This window comes from Paraflavitalea devenefica (assembly GCF_011759375.1).
Classification (GTDB): domain Bacteria; phylum Bacteroidota; class Bacteroidia; order Chitinophagales; family Chitinophagaceae; genus Paraflavitalea; species Paraflavitalea devenefica.
This window is the reverse complement of record NZ_JAARML010000002.1, coordinates 188,435-209,171: the sequence shown is the minus strand read 5'-3', so window position 1 is coordinate 209,171 and position 20,737 is coordinate 188,435. Positions and strand designations below refer to the sequence as shown.

9 protein-coding genes are annotated in these 20,737 nt (G+C 48.1%); 6 read left to right on the top strand and 3 right to left on the bottom strand.

Going from position 1 to position 20,737, the window contains the following annotated elements:
• Nucleotides 1-56 precede the first annotated feature (56 nt).
• Both HB364_RS10390 and HB364_RS10385 read right to left on the bottom strand, forming a co-directional pair.
• Complete coding sequence (locus tag HB364_RS10390) at nucleotides 57-1,571, bottom strand: RagB/SusD family nutrient uptake outer membrane protein (RefSeq protein WP_167287921.1); 1,515 nt, start codon at nucleotides 1,569-1,571, stop codon at nucleotides 57-59.
• Nucleotides 1,572-1,590: 19 nt separating this feature from the next.
• Nucleotides 1,591-4,602, bottom strand: a complete 3,012-nt coding sequence (locus HB364_RS10385; RefSeq protein ID WP_167287920.1) for a SusC/RagA family TonB-linked outer membrane protein — start codon at nucleotides 4,600-4,602, stop codon at nucleotides 1,591-1,593.
• A gap of 154 nt (nucleotides 4,603-4,756) precedes the next feature.
• Here HB364_RS10385 and HB364_RS10380 point away from each other — a divergent pair, with 154 nt between their 5' ends.
• The gene (locus HB364_RS10380) at nucleotides 4,757-5,665 is read left to right on the top strand and encodes an AraC family transcriptional regulator (RefSeq protein WP_167287919.1); all 909 of its coding nucleotides are present in this window, start codon (nucleotides 4,757-4,759) and stop codon (nucleotides 5,663-5,665) included.
• A 60-nt stretch (nucleotides 5,666-5,725) separates the two neighbouring features.
• Here HB364_RS10380 and HB364_RS10375 read toward each other — a convergent pair whose 3' ends face one another.
• Entirely contained in the window at nucleotides 5,726-7,891 is a 2,166-nt protein-coding gene (locus tag HB364_RS10375; protein ID WP_167287918.1) for a hypothetical protein, read from the bottom strand.
• A gap of 306 nt (nucleotides 7,892-8,197) precedes the next feature.
• On the opposite strand from HB364_RS10375, the gene HB364_RS10370 reads away from it, so the two are divergent.
• The 5 genes from HB364_RS10370 (at nucleotide 8,198) to HB364_RS10350 (ending at nucleotide 20,718) form a co-directional block, all read left to right on the top strand.
• Nucleotides 8,198-12,274, top strand: coding sequence for a hybrid sensor histidine kinase/response regulator transcription factor (locus HB364_RS10370; RefSeq protein ID WP_167287917.1), 4,077 nt, complete (start codon nucleotides 8,198-8,200; stop codon nucleotides 12,272-12,274).
• Between the two features lie 197 nt (nucleotides 12,275-12,471).
• On the top strand, nucleotides 12,472-15,594 hold the full coding sequence (locus HB364_RS10365; RefSeq protein WP_167287916.1) for a SusC/RagA family TonB-linked outer membrane protein: 3,123 nt from the start codon (nucleotides 12,472-12,474) through the stop codon (nucleotides 15,592-15,594).
• A gap of 17 nt (nucleotides 15,595-15,611) precedes the next feature.
• The gene (locus HB364_RS10360) at nucleotides 15,612-17,309 is read left to right on the top strand and encodes a RagB/SusD family nutrient uptake outer membrane protein (RefSeq protein ID WP_167287915.1); all 1,698 of its coding nucleotides are present in this window, start codon (nucleotides 15,612-15,614) and stop codon (nucleotides 17,307-17,309) included.
• Nucleotides 17,310-17,355: 46 nt separating this feature from the next.
• Nucleotides 17,356-18,834: an RICIN domain-containing protein gene (locus HB364_RS10355; RefSeq protein ID WP_167287914.1), complete on the top strand. Its 1,479-nt coding sequence runs from the start codon at nucleotides 17,356-17,358 to the stop codon at nucleotides 18,832-18,834.
• Nucleotides 18,835-18,864: 30 nt separating this feature from the next.
• Nucleotides 18,865-20,718, top strand: coding sequence for a glycoside hydrolase family 35 protein (locus HB364_RS10350; RefSeq protein WP_167287913.1), 1,854 nt, complete (start codon nucleotides 18,865-18,867; stop codon nucleotides 20,716-20,718).
• Nucleotides 20,719-20,737: the final 19 nt, after the last annotated feature.

Below are 20,737 nucleotides of genomic sequence, written 5' to 3'. Positions count from 1 at the left end.
GAGTGACTGACGCGGTAGCTCCCACTTGCCACTTGCCATTTACCACTTGCCCGTTTCTAAAATCCCGGATTCTGATCGCTGGGTTTCAGGGAACGGTTCAGTTCAAATTCCCGTGATGATATAGGGAATAACAAGTTCTTGTTGGATATATACGACGCGGCATCTGGATTGTAAGCTTTCGTTTGTGTGATCAGCTTACCGGTCCTTTTAAGATCGCACCAGCGCCAGCCTTCAAAGCCCAGCTCCCGCATGCGCTCCTTCAACAGTTCATCCCGCATTTCCTGTTGGGAGGGCGCATGGCCCAAGACGGTTTCCCAGTTGGGCAGCTTCGCCCGGTTACGGATCTTATTCAGATAGGTAAGCGCTTCCGCTGTTCCATTCTGTTCATTCAATACTTCGGCATACATCAGTATGGCATCGGCATACCGCAAATAATAGAGGTTGCGTGACGACAACCCGCCGTTCAGTGACTTACCATCCGTAATATCATATTTCTTCACATGCGGCTTCGTCACATCGGCCCACCACCAGTAGTCTACCACATTGCCATTGGCATCATAAAACTTGTAGCGGATAGAGGCGTCTTTCCTGGCATCGCCATCTTCAAAACTGTTGCTGTAATAATCCGTGGGGATCACCACATGGCCACCGCCACCGGAATCGATATTGGAAATATGCCAGCCACCCAATGTATTGGCCTGTGCATTGGTATTGCCGTTCTCATTGGTGTACTGTATTTCAAACAGTGATTCAATATTGTTTTCATTGGTTTCTTTAAACAGGTCGGCATAATTGCTCATCAGCGCCACACTGGTAGCCGTCATCAGTGGCTGCAGTGTGGTTTTGGCATTGGGATAATCCTTTTTCGTAAGGTATACCTTGCCCAGCAATGCCTGCGCGGCCTCTTTATTTACCCGGCCCACTTCTGCCACGCCTTTGCTGTCGAGGTGGGTAGTGGAAAAATTGAGATCCTCAATAATCAATGCATATACTTCTTCTTCACTGCTGCGCGGCTTGCCGCCATTGGCATCGGCCACCGCATCTGTCACCTCTGTAGGGAGCGGCACGCCGCCAAAGAACTGCACCAGCTTAAAATAAAATACCGCCCGCAGGAACTTTGCCTCTCCTATCAGCCGGTCCTTGACCTTTTGCGGTGCGCTGGAAGCTGGAATATATTTGATAGCCGTATTGGCGTTGATGATCCCCTTATATAATGAGTTCCAGGTACCCTGCACCAACTGGTTCTGCGCGCTCATCAGGCTGTTGTAGCTGTTGATGCCATCATAGTGCTGCCAGTAGCCGCCCCAGGTAGGCACGAAAGAGGAGGTTTTCCCTTCGTCGGTCCCTACAATGCCTACGAAGTAGTAATCCCCGTTGTTGAACTCCATCATCTTCCGGTAAAGACCTGTAACACCGGCCACAGCGCCCTGCTCATCCTTGTACAGCTCTTCGGGCGATAAAAAAGTTTCAGGTGTAATATCCAGTTTCCTGCTGCATCCGGCCGCCAGTCCTGCTACAAACAGCACGGCGAGCATTAATCGTTGTTTGCTATTATTCATATTGGCAAGCATGATTCTATTATTTAACAGGTTATAAACTTAATTGTAAGCCAAATAAGAAGGTGCGGTAGCGTGGATATACATCATATTGTCCCACGCCGATCTCAGGATCTATACCCTTGTACCCGGTGAACAGGAAAGGTTCCACCGCCTGTACATATACCCGCAACGAATTGATCCTGGCTTTTGACAGCAATGCCGATGGCACATCGTAAGCCACGGTGATATTCCTGATCCGTATAAAATCGCCCTTTTGCACCATAAAACTGGAAGTGCCCGACTGCAACGCCCGCAGGGAACGGCCAAACTGGTTGGGCCGCGGCACATCTGTATTTGTGTTCTCAGGTGTCCAGTAATTCAATCCCTCTTTTATGGTACGTGTAGCTGTTTTGCTGGAGTAATACAAATAATCCTGGTATGCTTTATTGGCAATCATGTGACCGTATGTATAGTTCGCAAATGCTGTCATGGAAAATTGCTTATACCGCACATAGGTCCAGATGCCGCCCCATCCTTTGGGAACCGTACGCCCGATAATGGTGCGGTCATACTGATTGATGGAGCCATTCTTGTCCAGGTCCTTTACCCGCACATCGCCCGGTCTTGCATCGGGATTCAGGGAAAAATCATCTCCTGCCTGGTAGAGCCCATCATATACATAATCAACAATAAGGCTGTTGGGCGCTTCTCCTACTTTCAACCAGGGGCTTAAAGAATCCACGCCTGGCAACAGGCTGGTGATCTTCGACCTGAACTTCGACCAGTTGATGTCCATCTGCCAGTCGAAGTTGGTTGTCTTGATAATATGTACTTTCAGGCCAATATCAATACCACGGGTGTTCATCTCAGATATATTGATCCACTTGCTGTCAAAACCCTGTGAGGGCGCCAATGGATTATTCATCAGCAGGTCACGGATATTCTTATTGTAATAATCAACTGTGAGCCGTACACGGGAACTGTACAGGGCCAGGTCGAAACCCGCATTCACCTGGTGCTGGCTTTCCCATTTTAAGGCGGGATTGCCCTGGGTGCTGGTGCTCAGTTGAAAGCCCGATGTCTGGGTATTGCCATTATAAGGATAAGCGCCGGGGCTCATTTGCGTAAAGATGGCGGGTATTGGTATTTCCTGGTTGCCTACTACGCCATAACCCACGCGTAGCTTGGCATCGTTGATGACCGACCGTGTTTTCAGTCCGATAAAAGGTTCATCTATCAGTCGCCAGGCCGCACTCACAGAAGGGAAGTAACCATAGCGGTTGTCGGCGCCAAACCTGGACGAGCCATCGCGACGTATTGTTCCGTTAATAATGTACCGGTCTTTAAACTTATAGATCACGCGGCCCAGCAGGGAAGCTACCGACCAGTTGAAATAATCACTGGCAATCACATCGCGGTTGCTGGCCAATCCCATATTCTTATACGTAAGCTCATCGGTAGGAAATCCCGATCCCTCCTCATAATTCCATTCCTGCCTTCTTCGCTGGTAAGTAGCGCCGGCCAGGAAATCAAATACATGATCTGCCGAAGGGGCATAATTATACGCCAGGGTGTTCTCCCACAGGTAATCCCGCCATCCGAAGTTTTGTATTTTGGCCACGCCTTTTTTGGCAAAGCCTGCGCTGGTGGTACGCGGGTAATATTCAAAACGCTGGTTCTTGTATACATCTATCCCAAAGCTGGTACGGAAGGTAAGCCCCTTGATGATCCTGTACTCACCAAAGATGTTGCCCAGGAAGCGATCATCCACGTTGTGTATGGGCGACCGGGTAAGTGTTACCGGGTTATTAAATAAAAGATTACCGCTGGAGGGATCGATATTGGCAGAAGGATTGCCCAGCGAATCATAGATTGACATCAGCGGACTGATGGTTACAGCATTGTAAAACGCTTCATTGCTCACCACATCATTGATGATGTGCGAAAAATTGGTATTAACACCTACTTTCAGTTTGGCGCTGATCTCCGATTCCATATTCGCCTTTAACGAATAGCGTATGAAGTTGGACCCTCTGATAATACCATCCTGGTTAAGATAGTTGCCACTGAGGTAGAATTTATTTTTGCCAAAACCGTTCGAGAGGCTGATGGTATGGCTTTGCTGCGGGGCTGTTTGGGTAATCGCTCCCACCCAATCGGTCCACCTGCCCTGGGCCATATTGCGCCGTTCATCGCCATTGAATAACAGGGTATCAATACCAGGCCCATCTGGCCAGGCCACCGGGTCTTCATCACTCAATCCCTTGCGGCGCAGGCCTACATAATCATTGATGTTATCTACAAAGTCATACGTTTTGATCATTTTCTGCACACCGTAGTAAGCATCATAATTGACCGCTGTGCGGCCGCTGTTCGCGCGCTTTGTAGTAATGATCACCACTCCTTCCGAAGCACGGGAGCCATAGATGGCCGCAGCGGAGGCATCTTTCAACACATCAATAGATTCAATATCGTTGGGATTGATCTCGCGCAGGTCGTACGTTACTATTACCCCATCCACCACATATATTGGCCCGGTGCCTTGGGTAATGGTGTTGATACCTCTTATACGCACATTGGTGCCTGCACCGGGCTGATGGCCGGCAGTGACCACCTGCATACCGGGTATGCGACCCTGTAACGCCTGGTTCACATTGGTGACCGGCAGTTCTTTCAGCTCTTTTCCCGATATACTGGAAATAGCGCTGGTGATGTCTTTCTTTTGTTGCTTTCCGTAACCGATCACCACTACCTCACCCAATGCCTCCGTCGTTTTCTGCAGCAGCACTTCAATAGCTGTATCGGATGCAGCTACATTCAGGCTTTGGGTTTTGTAGCCCACATGACTGATCACCAGTATGACCTTTCCCTGCACGGTGAGGGTAAATTGACCGTCGGCGCCTGTTGCACGTGGCGTAGCATCGCCAATGGTACTGACAGATACATTGGCCAGGGGCGCCCGGGTTTCCGCATCGGCTACTTTGCCTTTCAGCACCCGTGTTTGTGCCCGGATGCTCATGAATAGTAAAAGGAATGAGAATACAAGGAGCGTTACCTTTTTCATTGCAATCGTTTTTGGCTTATTTAGATGGTTACGCCATGATAAGGGATGGCCGTTCTGAAGTTCTCCTCAAAATTCGTATTCCTATTCCTGTCCGGGAATAGGTATTCTTCTGAAAAAGATGGACTTTTATACGGTCATTTTAAAAACCAGGTATATGCCCCGGCAACCATCCAGGAAAAGAGAAGGCTTTGAAGGACAAAAGCTGATCGTACTGCCTCAAAAAATAGATTCAGGCTTCCTGATGAAAGACCCTATCACACGGCAGATCTATATTACAGATATCGGATACTATCCAAAGGCCCACCAGCACTACATGGAAAGGCCGCATGGGGTAACCCAGCACATCATTATTTATTGTGTGGAAGGACGGGGATGGGTAACGATCAATAAAAAGAAAATAGACATTTCACCTTCTCACTTTGTAGTGATACCGGCCCGTACGCCGCATAAATACGGCGCCCTGGAAGATGATCCATGGACGATTTACTGGGTACATTTTAAAGGCGATATTGCCACTTATGTAGTGAATCTTATTACCAATAACTCACAGAATTACCTGCCGTATCTTTCTTATAATGAGAACCGCATTAAACTATTTGAAGAAATATGTTTTAACCTGGAGAAAGGATACAGCGCCGATAACCTGCGGTATGTAAACATGATCTTTTATCATTTTCTTTCATCCCTGCTGTACGAGGAAAAGTACAACCAGGCAGGCAATAGCCAAACGAAGGACCCTATCACGCTCACCATTGAGATGATGCAGAAAAATATCAACCGCAATATTTCACTGAATGAGTTCGCGGCATTCTCTCATTTATCGGTATCTCATTTTTCTTCCCTGTTCAGGATACGTACCGGTTTTTCACCGGTTGAATATTTTAATCATTTAAAGATCCAGCATGCCTGCCAGGCATTGGCGTTTACTGCAAAAGCTATTAAGGAGATCGCAGATGAACTGGGCTTCTCCGACCAATATTATTTCTCCCGGATATTTTCCCGTTTCATGGGCATGGCGCCTTCTGAATACCGCAACCGCAATAAGACAGCTTCAGGACGATAAAAAGCGCCTTGCAAACAATTATTTACAAGGCGCTTTTTTATGTCACGAACCAGACTGCGTTTATTTTAACAGCAGCAGTTTACTGGTATAAGTTTTACCGTTCACCTTTATCAGGCAATAGTGTATACCCGCCGGCAGGTTTCCGGCATTCAACGTTAGTTGGTAAGTCTCACCTGCCTTTACTTTTTTGTTAAAAAGTACTTTCTCCTGCACAGCCGCACCACTAAAGATCGCTACTGTTACGAAATCATTTCCGGGCGACCTGAATGCAATAGTCACACGATCGCTGAATGGATTAGGATAGGCTGTATGTTCAAAAGATGTAAATGGCTTATCTCCATCTATTGATGTTACGGCAGGCGACTTAATCTTCTTACTATCGCTGCCATCACAACCAGTCAGGTCCTGCGTTACGGTTGTTGTAACAGTAGCCGAGCAACCATTACCTGCATAGTTTGTAACTGTTAGGTTATAAGTGCCCGGAGCAGTAACAAATGCTTCCGGTGATGTGGAAATATACTCGCCATCAGCGGATCTCCAGGTGTAACCAACACCCTGGGAAGACGTACTGCCTGTCAATGTCACCTCGAAAAGATCACATGTTAACGGGCCGTTATTACTGATGGATATATCTGCAGGCGGTGTAGTATCCTGTTCAACAATGATATGAACGGTTCTAGAACAACCACTGCCAGGGTTGGTGACCTTCAGGTAATAAGTACCCGGTAAAGAAGCGCGGCTAATACGTGTAGTTGCAGTAAACCCGCCTGGCCCTGTCCATAAGAACGTTGCACCTGGTGTAGAAGCATTACCCGTCAGCGTTGAAGAGGAAATAAAACAGGTAAGCTTGTCAGAATTAAATGCAGAAATACCAACAGGCTGTTCTATGTCCTGTGTAATAATAATACCGGAAGATGCGCTGCAACCATTGGCTGTATCAGTAACCGTAAGTGTATATTCCCCCGGTGCAATTATAGCAACGTCAGCTCCTGTAGCAGTATAACCGTTTGTCCCTGTCCAGGTATAGTTTATACCAGCAGCAGCAGTAGCAGCTAAACTGATACTGGTATCGATACAACTGAGCTTGTTGCCGGATGCAGTGATTGCTGCATTGGGTGTTGTTTTATTTTCAGCCACTGCCACAGGAACTGACAATATACACCCGCCAGGTAAAGTTGCCGTAACTGTATATTGGCCGCCCGCGCTCACTACCGGATTTTGAATAGCTGCTGTAAATCCGTTGGGGCCTGTCCAGGCATAAGAAGAAGCAGTACCATTTGTTACAGTAGTCAACAATTGCGCTGAACCGGTACAGGTAATGGCGCCGGTTACAGCAGTTGTAATGGCAGGAGCAGCCGATTCAGCAGTTGCCATTACATTATCGAAATAATAATGTTCATAATACGAAGTGGTCCTTGCCCTGATGATGATCTGTAACGTTGATCCGCTTAAGGATGAAACAGAACCAATTGAAAAAGTAGCGTTGTTATTATTGATGGTACCAAGGTATTCTTTGAACAAGACTTCCGCACCGTTATTCAATTTGTAATACAGGCGCACATAGTCTATACCGGAACCACTGTTGTCCAATGCATCGCCGTTTGTAGCTGCGCTACGCACAGCTACAGATATCGTGACATTGGCTTTACCGGCAATACTGAACGTTTCAGATTTCCAAAGTCCTTCAACATTACCGGGTTCAATATGGTTTACATAAAATTCATAGTTCTTCACCGCAAAATTCCCCGAAGGAGTGCTGGATGTCCAGGCATTGGGTGCATTGCCACTGGTAGTACCATTTGAGCAGGTAAATTCCTGCAGCCAGATGGTACTGGCAGCCGAGCCTGCTGTTACCGTTACCGGGTACGTTGTACTATACCCGTTTGCAGGGTTGGTTACAGTTACAGTATAAGTACCGGCCGTAGTAACGGCAGGATTTTGCAAGGTTGATGTGAAACCATCCGGTCCTGCCCAACTAAAAAGTGAACCGCTATCAGAAGATATAGCATGGAGAATAACAGGGCTGCCACAGGCCAGGGTACCACCCGTGGCTGTTACAACCGGCGCTGTATTATTTTCTGTTACAGTATCCGCCCCACCCTGCTTCCGTTCTGTAAGGGTTGCGCAGGAAGACGCCGGCGGTTTTATATTGGCCAGCAGCGGGTTACTTAACAATAAAAAAAGGAAGATGAAGGAGGCCGGGATAAGATGCTTGCTTGCTTTCATAGAATGGGGGTTCGTTTAGGGATTAAATATCAACCGGCTAATATAAATAATACAGTTGAAACGGTTTATTGATCCAGGCAAAATCCTTTCGTGGGTGATCAGTAAAACAATTAATAATGTGTCCTTCACTTAGTGCTACATAATTCTCCAGTACAGAAAAACAAATGCAGCATTAGCGAAACCGGTTTCGTCAAAAACTCCGTCTGAAACCCGCGTGCAGACAGTCATATAACAAAAAAGGCTTAATTTAAATGTCTGATTTATGCCCGTTCTCCGTTTTGTGCTGCGATCAGTTAAAATCAGACGATGCCATATAGGAAATTTCTCTCCCTCACAGCCTTTTTGCTGACAGCAGTCATTGCTTCTGCCAATGGCTTACCTATACGCTCCCTGGGCATTGAAGACGGTCTGAGCAACAATGCAGTGACCTGCATTTACCAGGATTACCGCGGCTTTATGTGGTTTGGCACTTATGACGGACTGAACCGCTATGATGGTTACAACTTCACCATATACCGCAACAGGATTGGCGACCCCCAATCGCTGATCACCAACAGCGTGTATTCCATTGAAAGCGATGAACAACACAATCTCTGGGTCGGCGGCCAGAAGGGTGCCTGTATATTCGACCCTGTAAAATCGGCTTTTACCACCCTTTCCTATCTGCCTGTAAGCGAAGCCACCCCCAACCCTTTGCGGGACAATGTGCACGTCATTAAATCCATCAGGAATGGCAATGTATTGGTGGGCACCAACCATACGGGGCTATTGTTATTTGAGCACAATGCACGTACCGGCACCCAAATATTGTTGCCTGAATGGTACTCCAACAGGGATAGTTACGACGTAACCGCCATTGAAACCAACCAGGACGCTTCTTCCATCTGGGTATTTGTACAGCAGATAGGTTTATTCCTGTACAACACCACCCATCGAAGCCTGCAACTGGTGAACAAAAACATACAGCAGGCCAATTGCCTGAGGATGTCCAAAGATGGAAAGCTATGGCTGGGGAATGAAAAGGGCCTCTTTGTTTACGATGCACAACAAAACAGGTATTCTGATAACTATATTACCCGGTCCAGTAAAGTGGTGAATATCTGCGAAGATAAAAACGGTGTTCTATGGATCGCCACCGATGGAAGCGGCCTGTTTATCCAGGAAAAAGGCGCCTCCGTGCCAAGGCCTTTTACCGGCCGCGACGGGCATTCGCTGGTAAATAGTAATGCGGTATATTCCATTTATGAGGACAAGGAAGCCAGGAAATGGATCGGCACCTTGCGGGGTGGCATCAATATCATAGAAGCCAGCGGCAGTGCTTTCCGCCAGGTAACTTTTAGCCATCAGGGACCCGAAAGCCCTGCCAGTAATTTCATTTTTTCTTTTTGTGAAGATGCCCAACACAATCTCTGGATAGGTACCGATGGCGCCGGCTTGCGGTACTGGAACCGGCATAGCAATACGTTTACCAGTTTCAGACATGAGCAGGGCGATGACCGTACCATCAGCAGCAATTTTATAACCAGCATTGTTCGTGATGCCAACAACCGTACCTGGATATCCACCTGGTTCGGAGGTGTCAACCGCTTTAACCCGGCTACCAACAGCTTTGAGCATTATACCTGCTACAATCCCGTCACACGGTCGGCAGAAAACAATGTATGGCTGCTGTACGAGGACTCGCGGAAAAACCTGTGGGCCAGCACTACCAACGACGGCTCCTTGTACCTGTTCAACCCTTCCAATAATTCATTTGAACTGTATGACGCGCAGATCCAGAACCTTCAATGCTTGGCGGAAGATAAAAATGGCGATCTGTGGGGCGGCAATTATACATCACTGATCCGTATTGGCCGCAACGGCCGGCAACACCGTATATACCCTATTGGTTATACCATCCGCAGCCTTCATGAAGACCGCTTCGGTAATTTCTGGGTAGGCACACAGGAAGGAGGATTGCTGTTGTTTGACCGGAAAACCGGGAAATATCAACGCTTCAGCACCAATGAAGGACTGCCCAACAATACCATTTTGCGCATGCTGGAAGACAATAGCGGTCATCTCTGGTTAAGCACTTTCAACGGCCTCTCGAAATTCAACGTGCAAAACAGGACCTGCCGCAATTTCTCCCAGTTGGATGGCCTGCAGAGCAATCAGTTCAGCTTCAACGCAGCTTCCGTTCTTTCCAGCGGAGAATTTGCTTTCGGAGGTATCAAGGGATTCAATATTTTCTATCCCGACAGTGTGCAGGACGTGGCTATGATGCCTGCTATTTTTTTAACCGGCTTGTCCATTGATGGCAAACCGGCAGCCGCCTCCGCACAATATATTACCAGCCGTACGCTGGAAACCATCCGGGAAGTAAAGATGCCCTACAACAGGGCGGTATTATCCCTGGATTTCCTGGCCCTCGCTTATACCGGCGCCGATAAGATCAGCTATGCTTATTACCTGGAGGGATGGGACAAGAGCTGGAATTATGTGAACAATATCCGTGCTGCCAACTACTCGCGGCTGCAGGAAGGACATTATACCTTCCATGTGAAAGTAAAAAACCCCGATGGCAAATGGAGTGAACCTCAACTGTTATTGAATATTATTGTGCTGCCTCCCTGGTACCGCACCTGGTGGGCTTACACCTTATATATAATAGGTGTCGTGCTGATGATCTACCTGTACCTCCGGTACACCAAACGGCAGGAGCGTTTGCGGTATGAGATAAAACTGGCGCACCTGGAAAATGAAAAAGACAAAGAGCTGACTGAAAAGAAGTTGTCGTTCTTCACCCATATATCCCATGAGTTCAGGGCGCCGCTGTCGCTGATCATTAACCCACTGAAAGAAATTGTACAGCAAAAGAATACAGCACAGGATGAGCGTGGACTGAACATCGTGTACCGCAATGCCCGGCGGCTGCTAAGCCTGGTGGACCAGTTGCTGCTGTTCCGGAAAGCGGATAGCGGGGCCGACACCCTGAAGATTTCCCAGGTAGATATCGTTCATCTCTGCCATGAAGTGTTCCAATGCTTTGTGCAACAGGCGAAGGCCAAGAATATCCATTATGATTTTACCGCGCCTGCTGAGCCGGTGGAGATCTATGCGGACCATGAAAAGCTGGAGATCGTTTTATTCAACCTCCTCTCCAACGCTTTTAAGTTTACGCCCGACGGAGGCGCCATTGAATGCCATGTAGAAGAAACAGCGGAAACAGTGGTGGCCCGTATCAGCGATACCGGCTGTGGCATTGATCAGGCGGATATCCACCGGATCTTTGAAAAATTCCAGCAGGCTGTCCGCGCCCCCAAAACGGGGTTTGGCATAGGACTCTACCTGGCCAAACATTTTATAGAAAGCCACCAAGGCGCCATTGCCGTAAAAAGCGCGCCTCAAAAGGGCACCACCTTTACAATTACGTTGCAGAAAGGCATGGCTCACCTGCCGGCAGACTACACGACCGAAGAAGCCGGCGCTTCCCACCAACTGCTGGAAGAGCTGATCGAAGAAGAAGCACTCCCGACTACGGATCAAAAGGTTTCTATACGCGCCACGCAGGGGCGGCATGCCGAAGAACTGATCACCGACAAGAAAACTATCCTGGTGGTGGACGACAACCCGGAGATCAGGAATTACCTGGAGCATATTTTCCGCGAGCAGTATGTTTTGTTCACTGCCGAAAACGGGTTGAAAGGGTTGGAGATGGCTACCCAACACCTGCCCGATATCATCATCAGTGATATTAATATGGACGGCCTCGATGGGTTGGAGCTTTGCCGTAAAATAAAACGGTCGGAAGTCCTGGGGCATATCCCTGTTATTTTGCTCACCGCCGCTTCTTCTACCGATACCCAACTGAAAGGTATTGAAGGAGGGGCCGACGATTATATCACCAAGCCTTTTGATACCCAATTGCTGCAGGCAAGGGTGGGCACCATCCTTAAAAACCGGAACCTGCTGCAGCGGTATTTCTTTGACAGCATCACCTTACAGGAATCTGCCATCAAGGTACCGGCTGAGTACCGGGACTTCCTGAAAAAGTGCATACAGGTAGTGGAGGAAAATATGGACGCAGAACACTTCACCATCCAACAGTTCTCCAAACTCATGGGTATGAGCCGGTCGGCACTATACAATAAAGTAAAACATATTTCCGGCCAGTCACTCAACGCGTTCGTCCGGTCCATCCGTTTACGCCGGGCAGCCGTGCTGATGATCAAAGAACAGTTGAATGTAAACCAGGCAGCGTTCCAGGTGGGTATTGGCGACGCGCGTTATTTCCGCGAGCAGTTTGTCAAACTATTCGGTATGACCCCATCCGACTACATCAAAAAATACCGGCAGTCGTTCAATGGCGATCTCAGTCTGCTGAAAACAGAAGAAGACTGATTGCATCACTTCATTGATAATCAATTATGCGCATGGGGGACAATTTATAGAAAAGCAATTTACCCCCCTCTTTTTAGCCGTTTCTCCACCATACACAGGTACCCTTCGATTCTACCTTAGCCTTGCCAACAGGCGGTACTACTGACACCCTGTATTCCGGCACTTCGACTTTTTAAATTTTAAACTTGCTTGTTATTATGAGACGATCTCTGCCAAGTCCTCATTGTGCGGGCGCATTTCCCAGCCTCCACAGGACCCTACAACTGTTTCTCTCCTGTTTCCTTTATTTTATCAGCTTTTCTGTTTCTGCCCAAACGCCTGTACGGGGTGTTGTGCAGTCAGGAGGTGCACCGGTAGCCGGGGTTACCGTTATGGTAAAAGGAACCAACACAGTGACCACCACCAATGAACAGGGAGCATTCACTATTGCAGCCGCTGAAAATGCCACCCTGGTATTTACCCACGTAAACTATACTACCAGAGAAGTAGCTGTTGATGGTTCGGGCAATCTGACAGTACAACTGGAGTTGCTGAACGGCAGCCTCGGTGAAGTGGTAGTGGTGGGTTACAATACCCAGAAGAAGGCCACTTTAACCGGATCAGTATCGGTTGTAAAAGGAGCCGACCTGGTCAAAAGCCCACAAACTAACCTTTCCAATTCACTCGCCGGCCGTTTTTCAGGCATTGTGATCAACAACCGCAGCGGTGAACCGGGCTATGATGGCTCCTCCTTCACCATCCGCGGCCTGGCTACTACGGGCAATAATGATGTGTTGATCGTAGTGGATGGGGTACCTGGACAAATAGGCGGGTTGGAAAGACTGAACCCCAATGATATCGAGAGCATCTCTGTATTAAAAGATGCCTCAGCAGCGATCTACGGAAGCCGTGCCGCCAACGGGGTTATCCTCGTAACCACCAAACGCGGTAAAACCGGTAAGCCAGTGATCAGCGCGAGCTTTAACCAGGGTTTCTCCTCTCCCACCCGGTTGCCCAAGATGGCAGATGCGGCTACCTATGCCACCATTGCCAATGAAATTGCCTACTATAACAACAAGGCCGGTGGTATGAACCAGCAATATTCGGCTGAAGAGATCACCAAATTTGCCAATGGCAGCGATCCGCTGAACTATCCCAATACCGACTGGACAGAAGAAACGCTGAAGAAAACAGCGCTGCAGAACCAGGCCAATATTTCTATATCGGGAGGATCGGACAATGTGAAGTATTATGTTTCCGCCGGTTCCATTTACCAGGATGGCCTGTACAGGAACGGTGCTACCAAATACAAACAATATAATTTCCGCTCTAACATTGACGCGAATATTACCAAAGACCTGAAAGTAGGATTGTACCTGCAGGGCCGTGAAGAGAGCCGCCAGTTCCCCATCAGCGGTGCAGGCGATATCTTCCGCTCTATTTACAGGGCTTACTCTACTATTCCGGCACGCTATCCCAACGGATTGCCTTCTGCCGGTATTGAAGGCAATAATCCGGTAATGATGGCCACCAGCATTGGCGGCATCAATAAGAACCCCACCCAGGTATTCAATGGCATCCTCAAAGGCAGCTACAATATTGCAGCCGTAAAAGGATTGTCCATTGATGGATTTGCCGCTTTTGACAAATCATGGTCATTCGGGAAAGCCTTCAGCACGCCTTACCAGTTATATACTTATAATAAGGCCAGCAACACTTACACTTCAAGGATCGTTGGTGGCAACAACAATGCGGCTTCTTTAAATGAAAGTCAGCAGAACATGTCGCAGTCAACCTATAACATCAAGGTGAACTACCAAAGGAATTTTGGAGATCATAACTTCAACTTTTTTGTTGGCTATGAGCAAAGCGAAATGAAACGGGAGACTTTTGGCGCTTCCCGGATCAACTTCCTGAGCACATTAACGCCGGAGCTATCACAAGGCGGAACGGCTGCTACCGACCGTGACAACTATGGCAGCAGCTACAGCTTTACCCGTAAAAGCTATTTTGGTAAATTGTCTTATGACTTCAATGAGAAATACTTTGCCGATCTGCAAATGCGTATTGATGGTTCCTCTACTTTCCCCGATGGCAACCAGTATGGGTATTTCCCTTCTGTAGCTGCCGGCTGGCGCATCTCCCGGGAATCCTGGTTCAGCGATGTATCCTTTGTCAATGACCTGAAACTGCGCGCTTCTTATGGCGCCCTGGGTAATGACAATGTGGGCTTGTTCCAGTACTTTACCAACTACTCCCTGAAAAACCAGGTGGTGGTGCAAACCAGCAACGGACCAGTGATCGTACCGGGCCTGGACCTTACCAAGCTGGCCAACCCCAATATCCACTGGGAAGATGCCCGTAAAATGGATATCGGTATAGAAGGTACCCTCTTAAAGGATATCTCCTTTGAATTTATCTATTTCAGTCAAAAGCGTTCCAACATCCTGGCCACCCGGAATGCCTCCATTCCTTTTGTATCAGGTATTGTGAATCCGTTCTCAGCCGATCCGCTGGTGCCTTCAGAGAATATCGGTAAAGTGGATAATAAAGGATTTGAAGCAACGGTGGGTTATAATAACCGGAAAAGGAAACTGCATTATGGCGTTACCGGCAACTTCACCTATGCCAAGAGCAATATTGTTTTCATAGATGAAGCAGCAGGCGCACTGGCCTATCAACGGCAAACCGATCATCCGCTGAACACTTACCTGCTCTATAAAGCCCTGGGTGTTTATCACACGCAGGAAGAAATTGACAAAACACCGCACCTGAATAATGCACAGCCCGGCGATCTCATTCTCCTGGACTATAACAATGATGGAAAGATCACAGCCGACGACCAGGTGAGAACAAAGTATGGCAATATTCCGCAAATCATGTATGGAGCTGTATTCTCGCTGGATTATGAAAACTTTGATCTGTCCCTTGTGTTCTCGGGCCAGGCACAGGTGAGCCAATATGTATTGCCGGAATCGGGCACAGTAGGTAATTTCTACAGCAGTTGGGCCGATAACCGCTGGAGCCCCACCAATCCCAACGGTACTTATCCCCGGGTGGATACCCGCACTTCTGCTTCTGTGAATGGCGCACAGTACCCCAGTACATTCTGGCTGAACGACGCTTCTTTCCTGCGCCTCAAAAGCATGGAACTGGGTTATAACCTGACCGGAAATCTGCTTTCCCGTGCAGGCATGCAATCAGCACGGGTGTATGTCAATGGCTTCAACCTGTTCACCATTACCAAAGTGAAAGATTATGATCCGGAAGGAAGTAGCGGCAGCGGCCAATTCTACCCACAGCAACGGATCATTAATGTAGGCGTAAACGTGCGGTTCTAATTCTAAAAAAGCAAACAATGAAAAGCAAACATATTCTCCCTATCATTTATACAATAGCAGTAGCGACCAGTATGGTCTCCTGCAAAAAAAACTTCCTGGATATCAGTCCTACGGATAAGTATTCGGAGGTAGCTGTATTTGCCGACTCGGTAGTATTTGAAGCATTTGTGGTGAACCGGTATATTGGCGCACGCCTGCAGGACAAGGAAGGCGACGGCACCGATCCGGGCTTTGGAAGAGGATTTGAATACAGCATGTGGAGCTCTATCACCGATGAGTCGATCTATAACAATGATGACAATACCTGGACCATTCAGCGGGGATTGCTGGCCCCGGAAAACCTGGGCATGGCAGGCACCATCTGGCCACGCAGCTACCGCAGCATCCGGGAATGCAACCTTGCCCTGAACAATATAGACAGCCTGGGGATGAGCGATGGACGCAAAACGCGGTTAAAGGCCGAGTTGCAGTTCATCCGTGCATTCCGTTACCACGACATCATCAGGAATTACGGTCGTGCGGTGCTGATGGGCGATAAGGTGTATGCACTGAATGATAACTTACAGGATGAATCCTTATTCCAACGTGCCTCCCTGAAAGAAAGTATTGATTATGCCGTGGCCCAACTGGATGAAGCCGCAGTAGGATTACCCGCTGATAATAGTGACAGTTGGCCGCTGGGCCGGGCTACCAAAGGAGCAGCGCTGGCGCTGAAAGCACGGTTACTATTGTATGCAGCCAGTCCGCTGTACAATGTGGGCACCTGGGCAGCAGCAGCTACCGCTGCGCAGGATGTGATCAGCCTGAACAAATACAGCATTTCCCAGAGTGGTTATGCCAACCTGTTCTTATCAAACAGCAATCCAGAGATCATCTTTGCACGCCTGTACACCAAGAATGCCAATCATACCCACCTTGAAATTGCCAATGGTCCCAATGGCTATGGTGGCTGGGGCGGCAACCTGCCCCTGCAAAACCTGGTGGATGATTACCAAATGATGGATGGCAAATCCATTACAGATCCTACTTCAGGTTATGACCCTGCCAACCCTTATGCCAACAGGGACCCCCGCTTTTATGCCACCATCCTGTACAATGGGTCCAGCTACCGGGGCGCTACACTTGAAACATTCACGCCCGGTGGTAAAGACAGTAAGGATGGTCCTGAAAACTGGAACACTTCCAAAACAGGCTATTACCTCAAGAAATTCATGAATGATAGCTATCCTTTGCAAAACCCCTGGGGCAATGCAGGCTTTCAGCCATGGATCTATGTGCGGTATGCTGAAATACTGTTGAACTTTGCAGAAGCAGCGAATGAAGCTTACGGCCCTGATGTGATTCCGTCCGGTTCTACATTCTCAGCCCGTGGCGCCCTTAACCAGGTGCGTGCAAGAACAGGAGTAGCTATGCCGCAGATAGCCGCAGGTGTGTCACAGACCGGTTTACGTGATGCGATACGGTACGAAAGAAGGGTGGAACTCGCTTTTGAAGAACACCGCTTCTATGATGTAAGAAGATGGAAGATTGCAGATGTTACCGAGAATAAACCGGCAGGAGGCATCATCATTACCAAAACAGCTACAGGTTATACCTATACGCCCAAAGTAGCACTGGACGGCCGCAGTTTTCTAACCAAACATTACTGGCTGCCGATACCAAGGGCGGAGATATTATCCTCCAACAATAAGCTGGAACAAAATCCTGATTATTGATCCATCCCTGCATTATCATATAATAAACCATCCTAAAAAGATTGCAATGAAACATGCATGCTGGTATGCTATTGTCTTGCTCCTGGTAGCAGGATGCACAAAGAATACTGAAGAAACAGTACCAGCCGATAACAATCCGCCACCCGCTACTGTGCCCGAAACACCTACTGCTGTTTCGGGCACAGCAGCTTTCAAAGGGTTGAACTGGGCCGATCCCGATGATAATTTTGAAGATGGCTGGGTAGTGATCAGCGGGCTAAATTCCACGGACAATTATGCTGCTGTAAAATCGAAGGCCGGTAATATCATCAACGCCTTCCAGCAAAGAGGCGCCAATACGGTACGTCTTCCCATTAACCCGCCCACGGTATTGCAATCCTGGTGGAATGCTTATACAGGGGCCATTGATACCATCACGAATAAAGGCATGAACGTGATCCTTGCCTACTGGGAAGGCAACAGTTCGAAAGACGGCCTGGTAGATAATACCACGCAATTCTGGAACATGTGGCAGGCGGTTGTGAATAAATACAGCAGTAATAGCCGTGTTTATTTTGAAGTATTCAATGAGCCGCACGGATACAACACTACCGACCTGAATAACCTGTACGCCAACTGGCTCAGCAATTATCCTGCTGTACCGCGTGGCCGCATATTACTGGATGGCGCCGGCTATGCACAGGATGTGAATGCAGTGGGTGCAGACAGCCGGTTGAGCAGTTGCCTCTTGTCTTACCACAACTATACCTGGTTTGATAACAACAAAACAACGGTTGCCGACTGGGAAGCGGCCATTGAATCCATCGCCTATCCGGAACGGACCATCGTAACAGAATTTGGTATACCTATGACCAATGGGAAAAACTATATCAATGCGGCTGGTTCGGACAGAGAAATAGCTTATTTCCAGGGCATCACCAACCGGGTGCTGGCAAGATCCATCGGTTGTGTGTACTGGCCGGGATTGCGCAATGGCGACAGCTACAGCTTACTCACGCTCAGCGGAACGACGCTAACCACCAATAATACTTCCGGCCTTTCGCGCCTGCAGTATGCCTGGGGCAATACCAGCATCACCATTCCTGCCGGTAGTTTTAACAGCAGCGCCTGGTATAAAATTATAGGTCGCCAAAGCAATAAATCGCTGGATGTAAACGGTTCTTCTACCGCCAATGGCGGTACTATCATTCAGTGGGACTATTGGGGTGGTAATAACCAGCAATGGAAGATCACGGACCTTGGCAATGGGTATTTTAGTATTATTAACCGCAACAGTAATAAAGCACTGGATGTGAACGGTAGTTCCACTACGGGAGGAACCGGCATTGTGCAATGGGATTATGTGAGCGGTAATAACCAGCAATGGAAAATACTGGACATGGGGTTTGGCTATTACGAAGTGATCAACCGGAACAGCGGGCAGTCGCTGGACGTGAACGGAGCTTCCGGCTCCAATGGTGCAGGCATAATACAATGGCCCTGGAATGGCGGGCGCAATCAACAATGGCAGATCGTTCAATTATAACTCTAACATACCGACAGGATGATTACATTCATGAAGTACCTATTCAAAAAAACAGTTAATCATCGGGCAGTAATCGCTTTGTTACTATTGGCCCCCTTGTTAACACCGGCACAGAGCAAACACAGTTTCGGCTATGACAGCGAACATTTTTTGCTCGATGGGAAGCCTTTCCAGATGATCTCTGCCGAGATCCATTACCCACGCATACCCAGGGAGGCCTGGCGGCAACGGATGAAAATGGCCAAGGCTATGGGCATTAATACCATTGGCACCTATGTATTCTGGAACCTGCATGAACCGCAAAAAGACAAGTTTGATTTTTCGGGCAATAATGATATTGCTGCTTTTGTAAAAACAGCCCAGGAAGAAGGCTTATGGGTGATACTAAGGCCCAGCCCCTATGTGTGTGCAGAATGGGAGTTTGGCGGCTATCCCTACTGGCTGCAGAATGAGAAGGGCCTGGTAGTGCGCAGCAAGGAACCGCAATACATAAAGGAATATAAGAAATATATCATGGCAGTGGGCAAGCAGTTATCGCCCTACCTTGTTACCCGTGGTGGCAATATCCTGATGGTGCAGATTGAAAATGAATACGGTTCTTATGGGTCCGACAAGGAATACCTGGAACTGAACAGAAAAATGTTTATCGAGGCAGGGTTGGATTGTCATTTATATACCTGTGATCCAGCCAAAGATGTAGCAAAGGGGTATTTGCCGGGATTGCTGCCTTCAGTGAATGGCATTGATGATCCGGAAAGGGTGAAAACGTTGGTCAGGAAATACCATGATGGGAAAGGGCCTTTCTATGTAGCGGAATGGTATCCTGCCTGGTTCGACTGGTGGGGCACCAAACACCATACGGTACCTGCGAAGAATTATGCCAGCAGACTGGATACCGTACTGGCAGCCGGCATTTCCATCAATATGTATATGTTCCATGGAGGAACTACACGCGGCTTCATGAACGGCGCCAATTGCTATGACACCGGGTTCTATGAACCCCAGATCAGCAGCTACGACTATGATGCCCCCCTGGATGAGGCCGGCAATGCAACGCCCAAGTTCATGTTGTTCCGCGAAGCTATTCAAAGAAACCTGCCTGCCGGACAGTCATTACCGGAAGTACCTGCAGCGAAACCTGCTATCGTATTACCTACCATTGCATTTACGAAGCCAACCGGTCTTTTCTCTGTATTACCTGTTCCTAAAAAATCTGTGGCGCCGCTTACTTTTGAAACATTACAGCAGGCTTATGGCTATGTACTGTACCGCACGAAACAAACCGGCGGACAATCGGGTATGTTGTCTATTAAAGAGCTGCGCGATTATGGCATTGTATTTATCAATGGCAAAAGAGTTGGTGTATTGGACAGGCGTTTGAAACAGGATAGCTTATTGATTGACCTGCCACCGGGCCTGGTAACTATTGATATATTGGTGGAGAATATGGGACGCATCAACTTTGGCCCGAACCTCTTAAAGAATAAAAAAGGCATTACAGAAAAAGTGCTGTTCAAGGGTAAGGAATGGAAAGGCTGGCAACAGTATTCATTACCATTTGACAAAACAAATCTGCCGGTTACTGTAAAGAGATCACCGGCAGCCAATGAGCCTGTGCTGCAGAAGGCTGTTTTTGAACTGAAGGAAACAGGCGATACCTACCTAGACATGCGCAACTGGGGCAAAGGCTGTGTATGGATCAATGGCCACCACCTGGGCCGCTATTGGTCTATAGGACCGCAGCAAACCTTGTATGTGCCTGTTGAGTGGCTCAAAAAAGGAAAGAACGAAGTGGTAGTACTGGAGTTATTGAAACCGGAACAAAGAGAATTGAAGAGTCTTGACAAACCTATTCTTGATGAGTTGAATCCAAGCGCGCAATAAGACTGGCAGTAATTATAAG

Bases quoted from the DNA above. Each gene is read 5' to 3' on its own strand.
- HB364_RS10390 (WP_167287921.1), bottom strand. From the start codon at position 1,571: ATGCTTGCCAATATGAATAATAGCAAACAACGATTAATGCTCGCCGTG.
- HB364_RS10385 (WP_167287920.1), bottom strand. From the start codon at position 4,602: ATGAAAAAGGTAACGCTCCTTGTATTCTCATTCCTTTTACTATTCATG.
- HB364_RS10380 (WP_167287919.1), top strand. From the start codon at position 4,757: ATGCCCCGGCAACCATCCAGGAAAAGAGAAGGCTTTGAAGGACAAAAG.
- HB364_RS10375 (WP_167287918.1), bottom strand. From the start codon at position 7,891: ATGAAAGCAAGCAAGCATCTTATCCCGGCCTCCTTCATCTTCCTTTTT.
- HB364_RS10370 (WP_167287917.1), top strand. From the start codon at position 8,198: ATGCCATATAGGAAATTTCTCTCCCTCACAGCCTTTTTGCTGACAGCA.
- HB364_RS10365 (WP_167287916.1), top strand. From the start codon at position 12,472: ATGAGACGATCTCTGCCAAGTCCTCATTGTGCGGGCGCATTTCCCAGC.
- HB364_RS10360 (WP_167287915.1), top strand. From the start codon at position 15,612: ATGAAAAGCAAACATATTCTCCCTATCATTTATACAATAGCAGTAGCG.
- HB364_RS10355 (WP_167287914.1), top strand. From the start codon at position 17,356: ATGAAACATGCATGCTGGTATGCTATTGTCTTGCTCCTGGTAGCAGGA.
- HB364_RS10350 (WP_167287913.1), top strand. From the start codon at position 18,865: ATGAAGTACCTATTCAAAAAAACAGTTAATCATCGGGCAGTAATCGCT.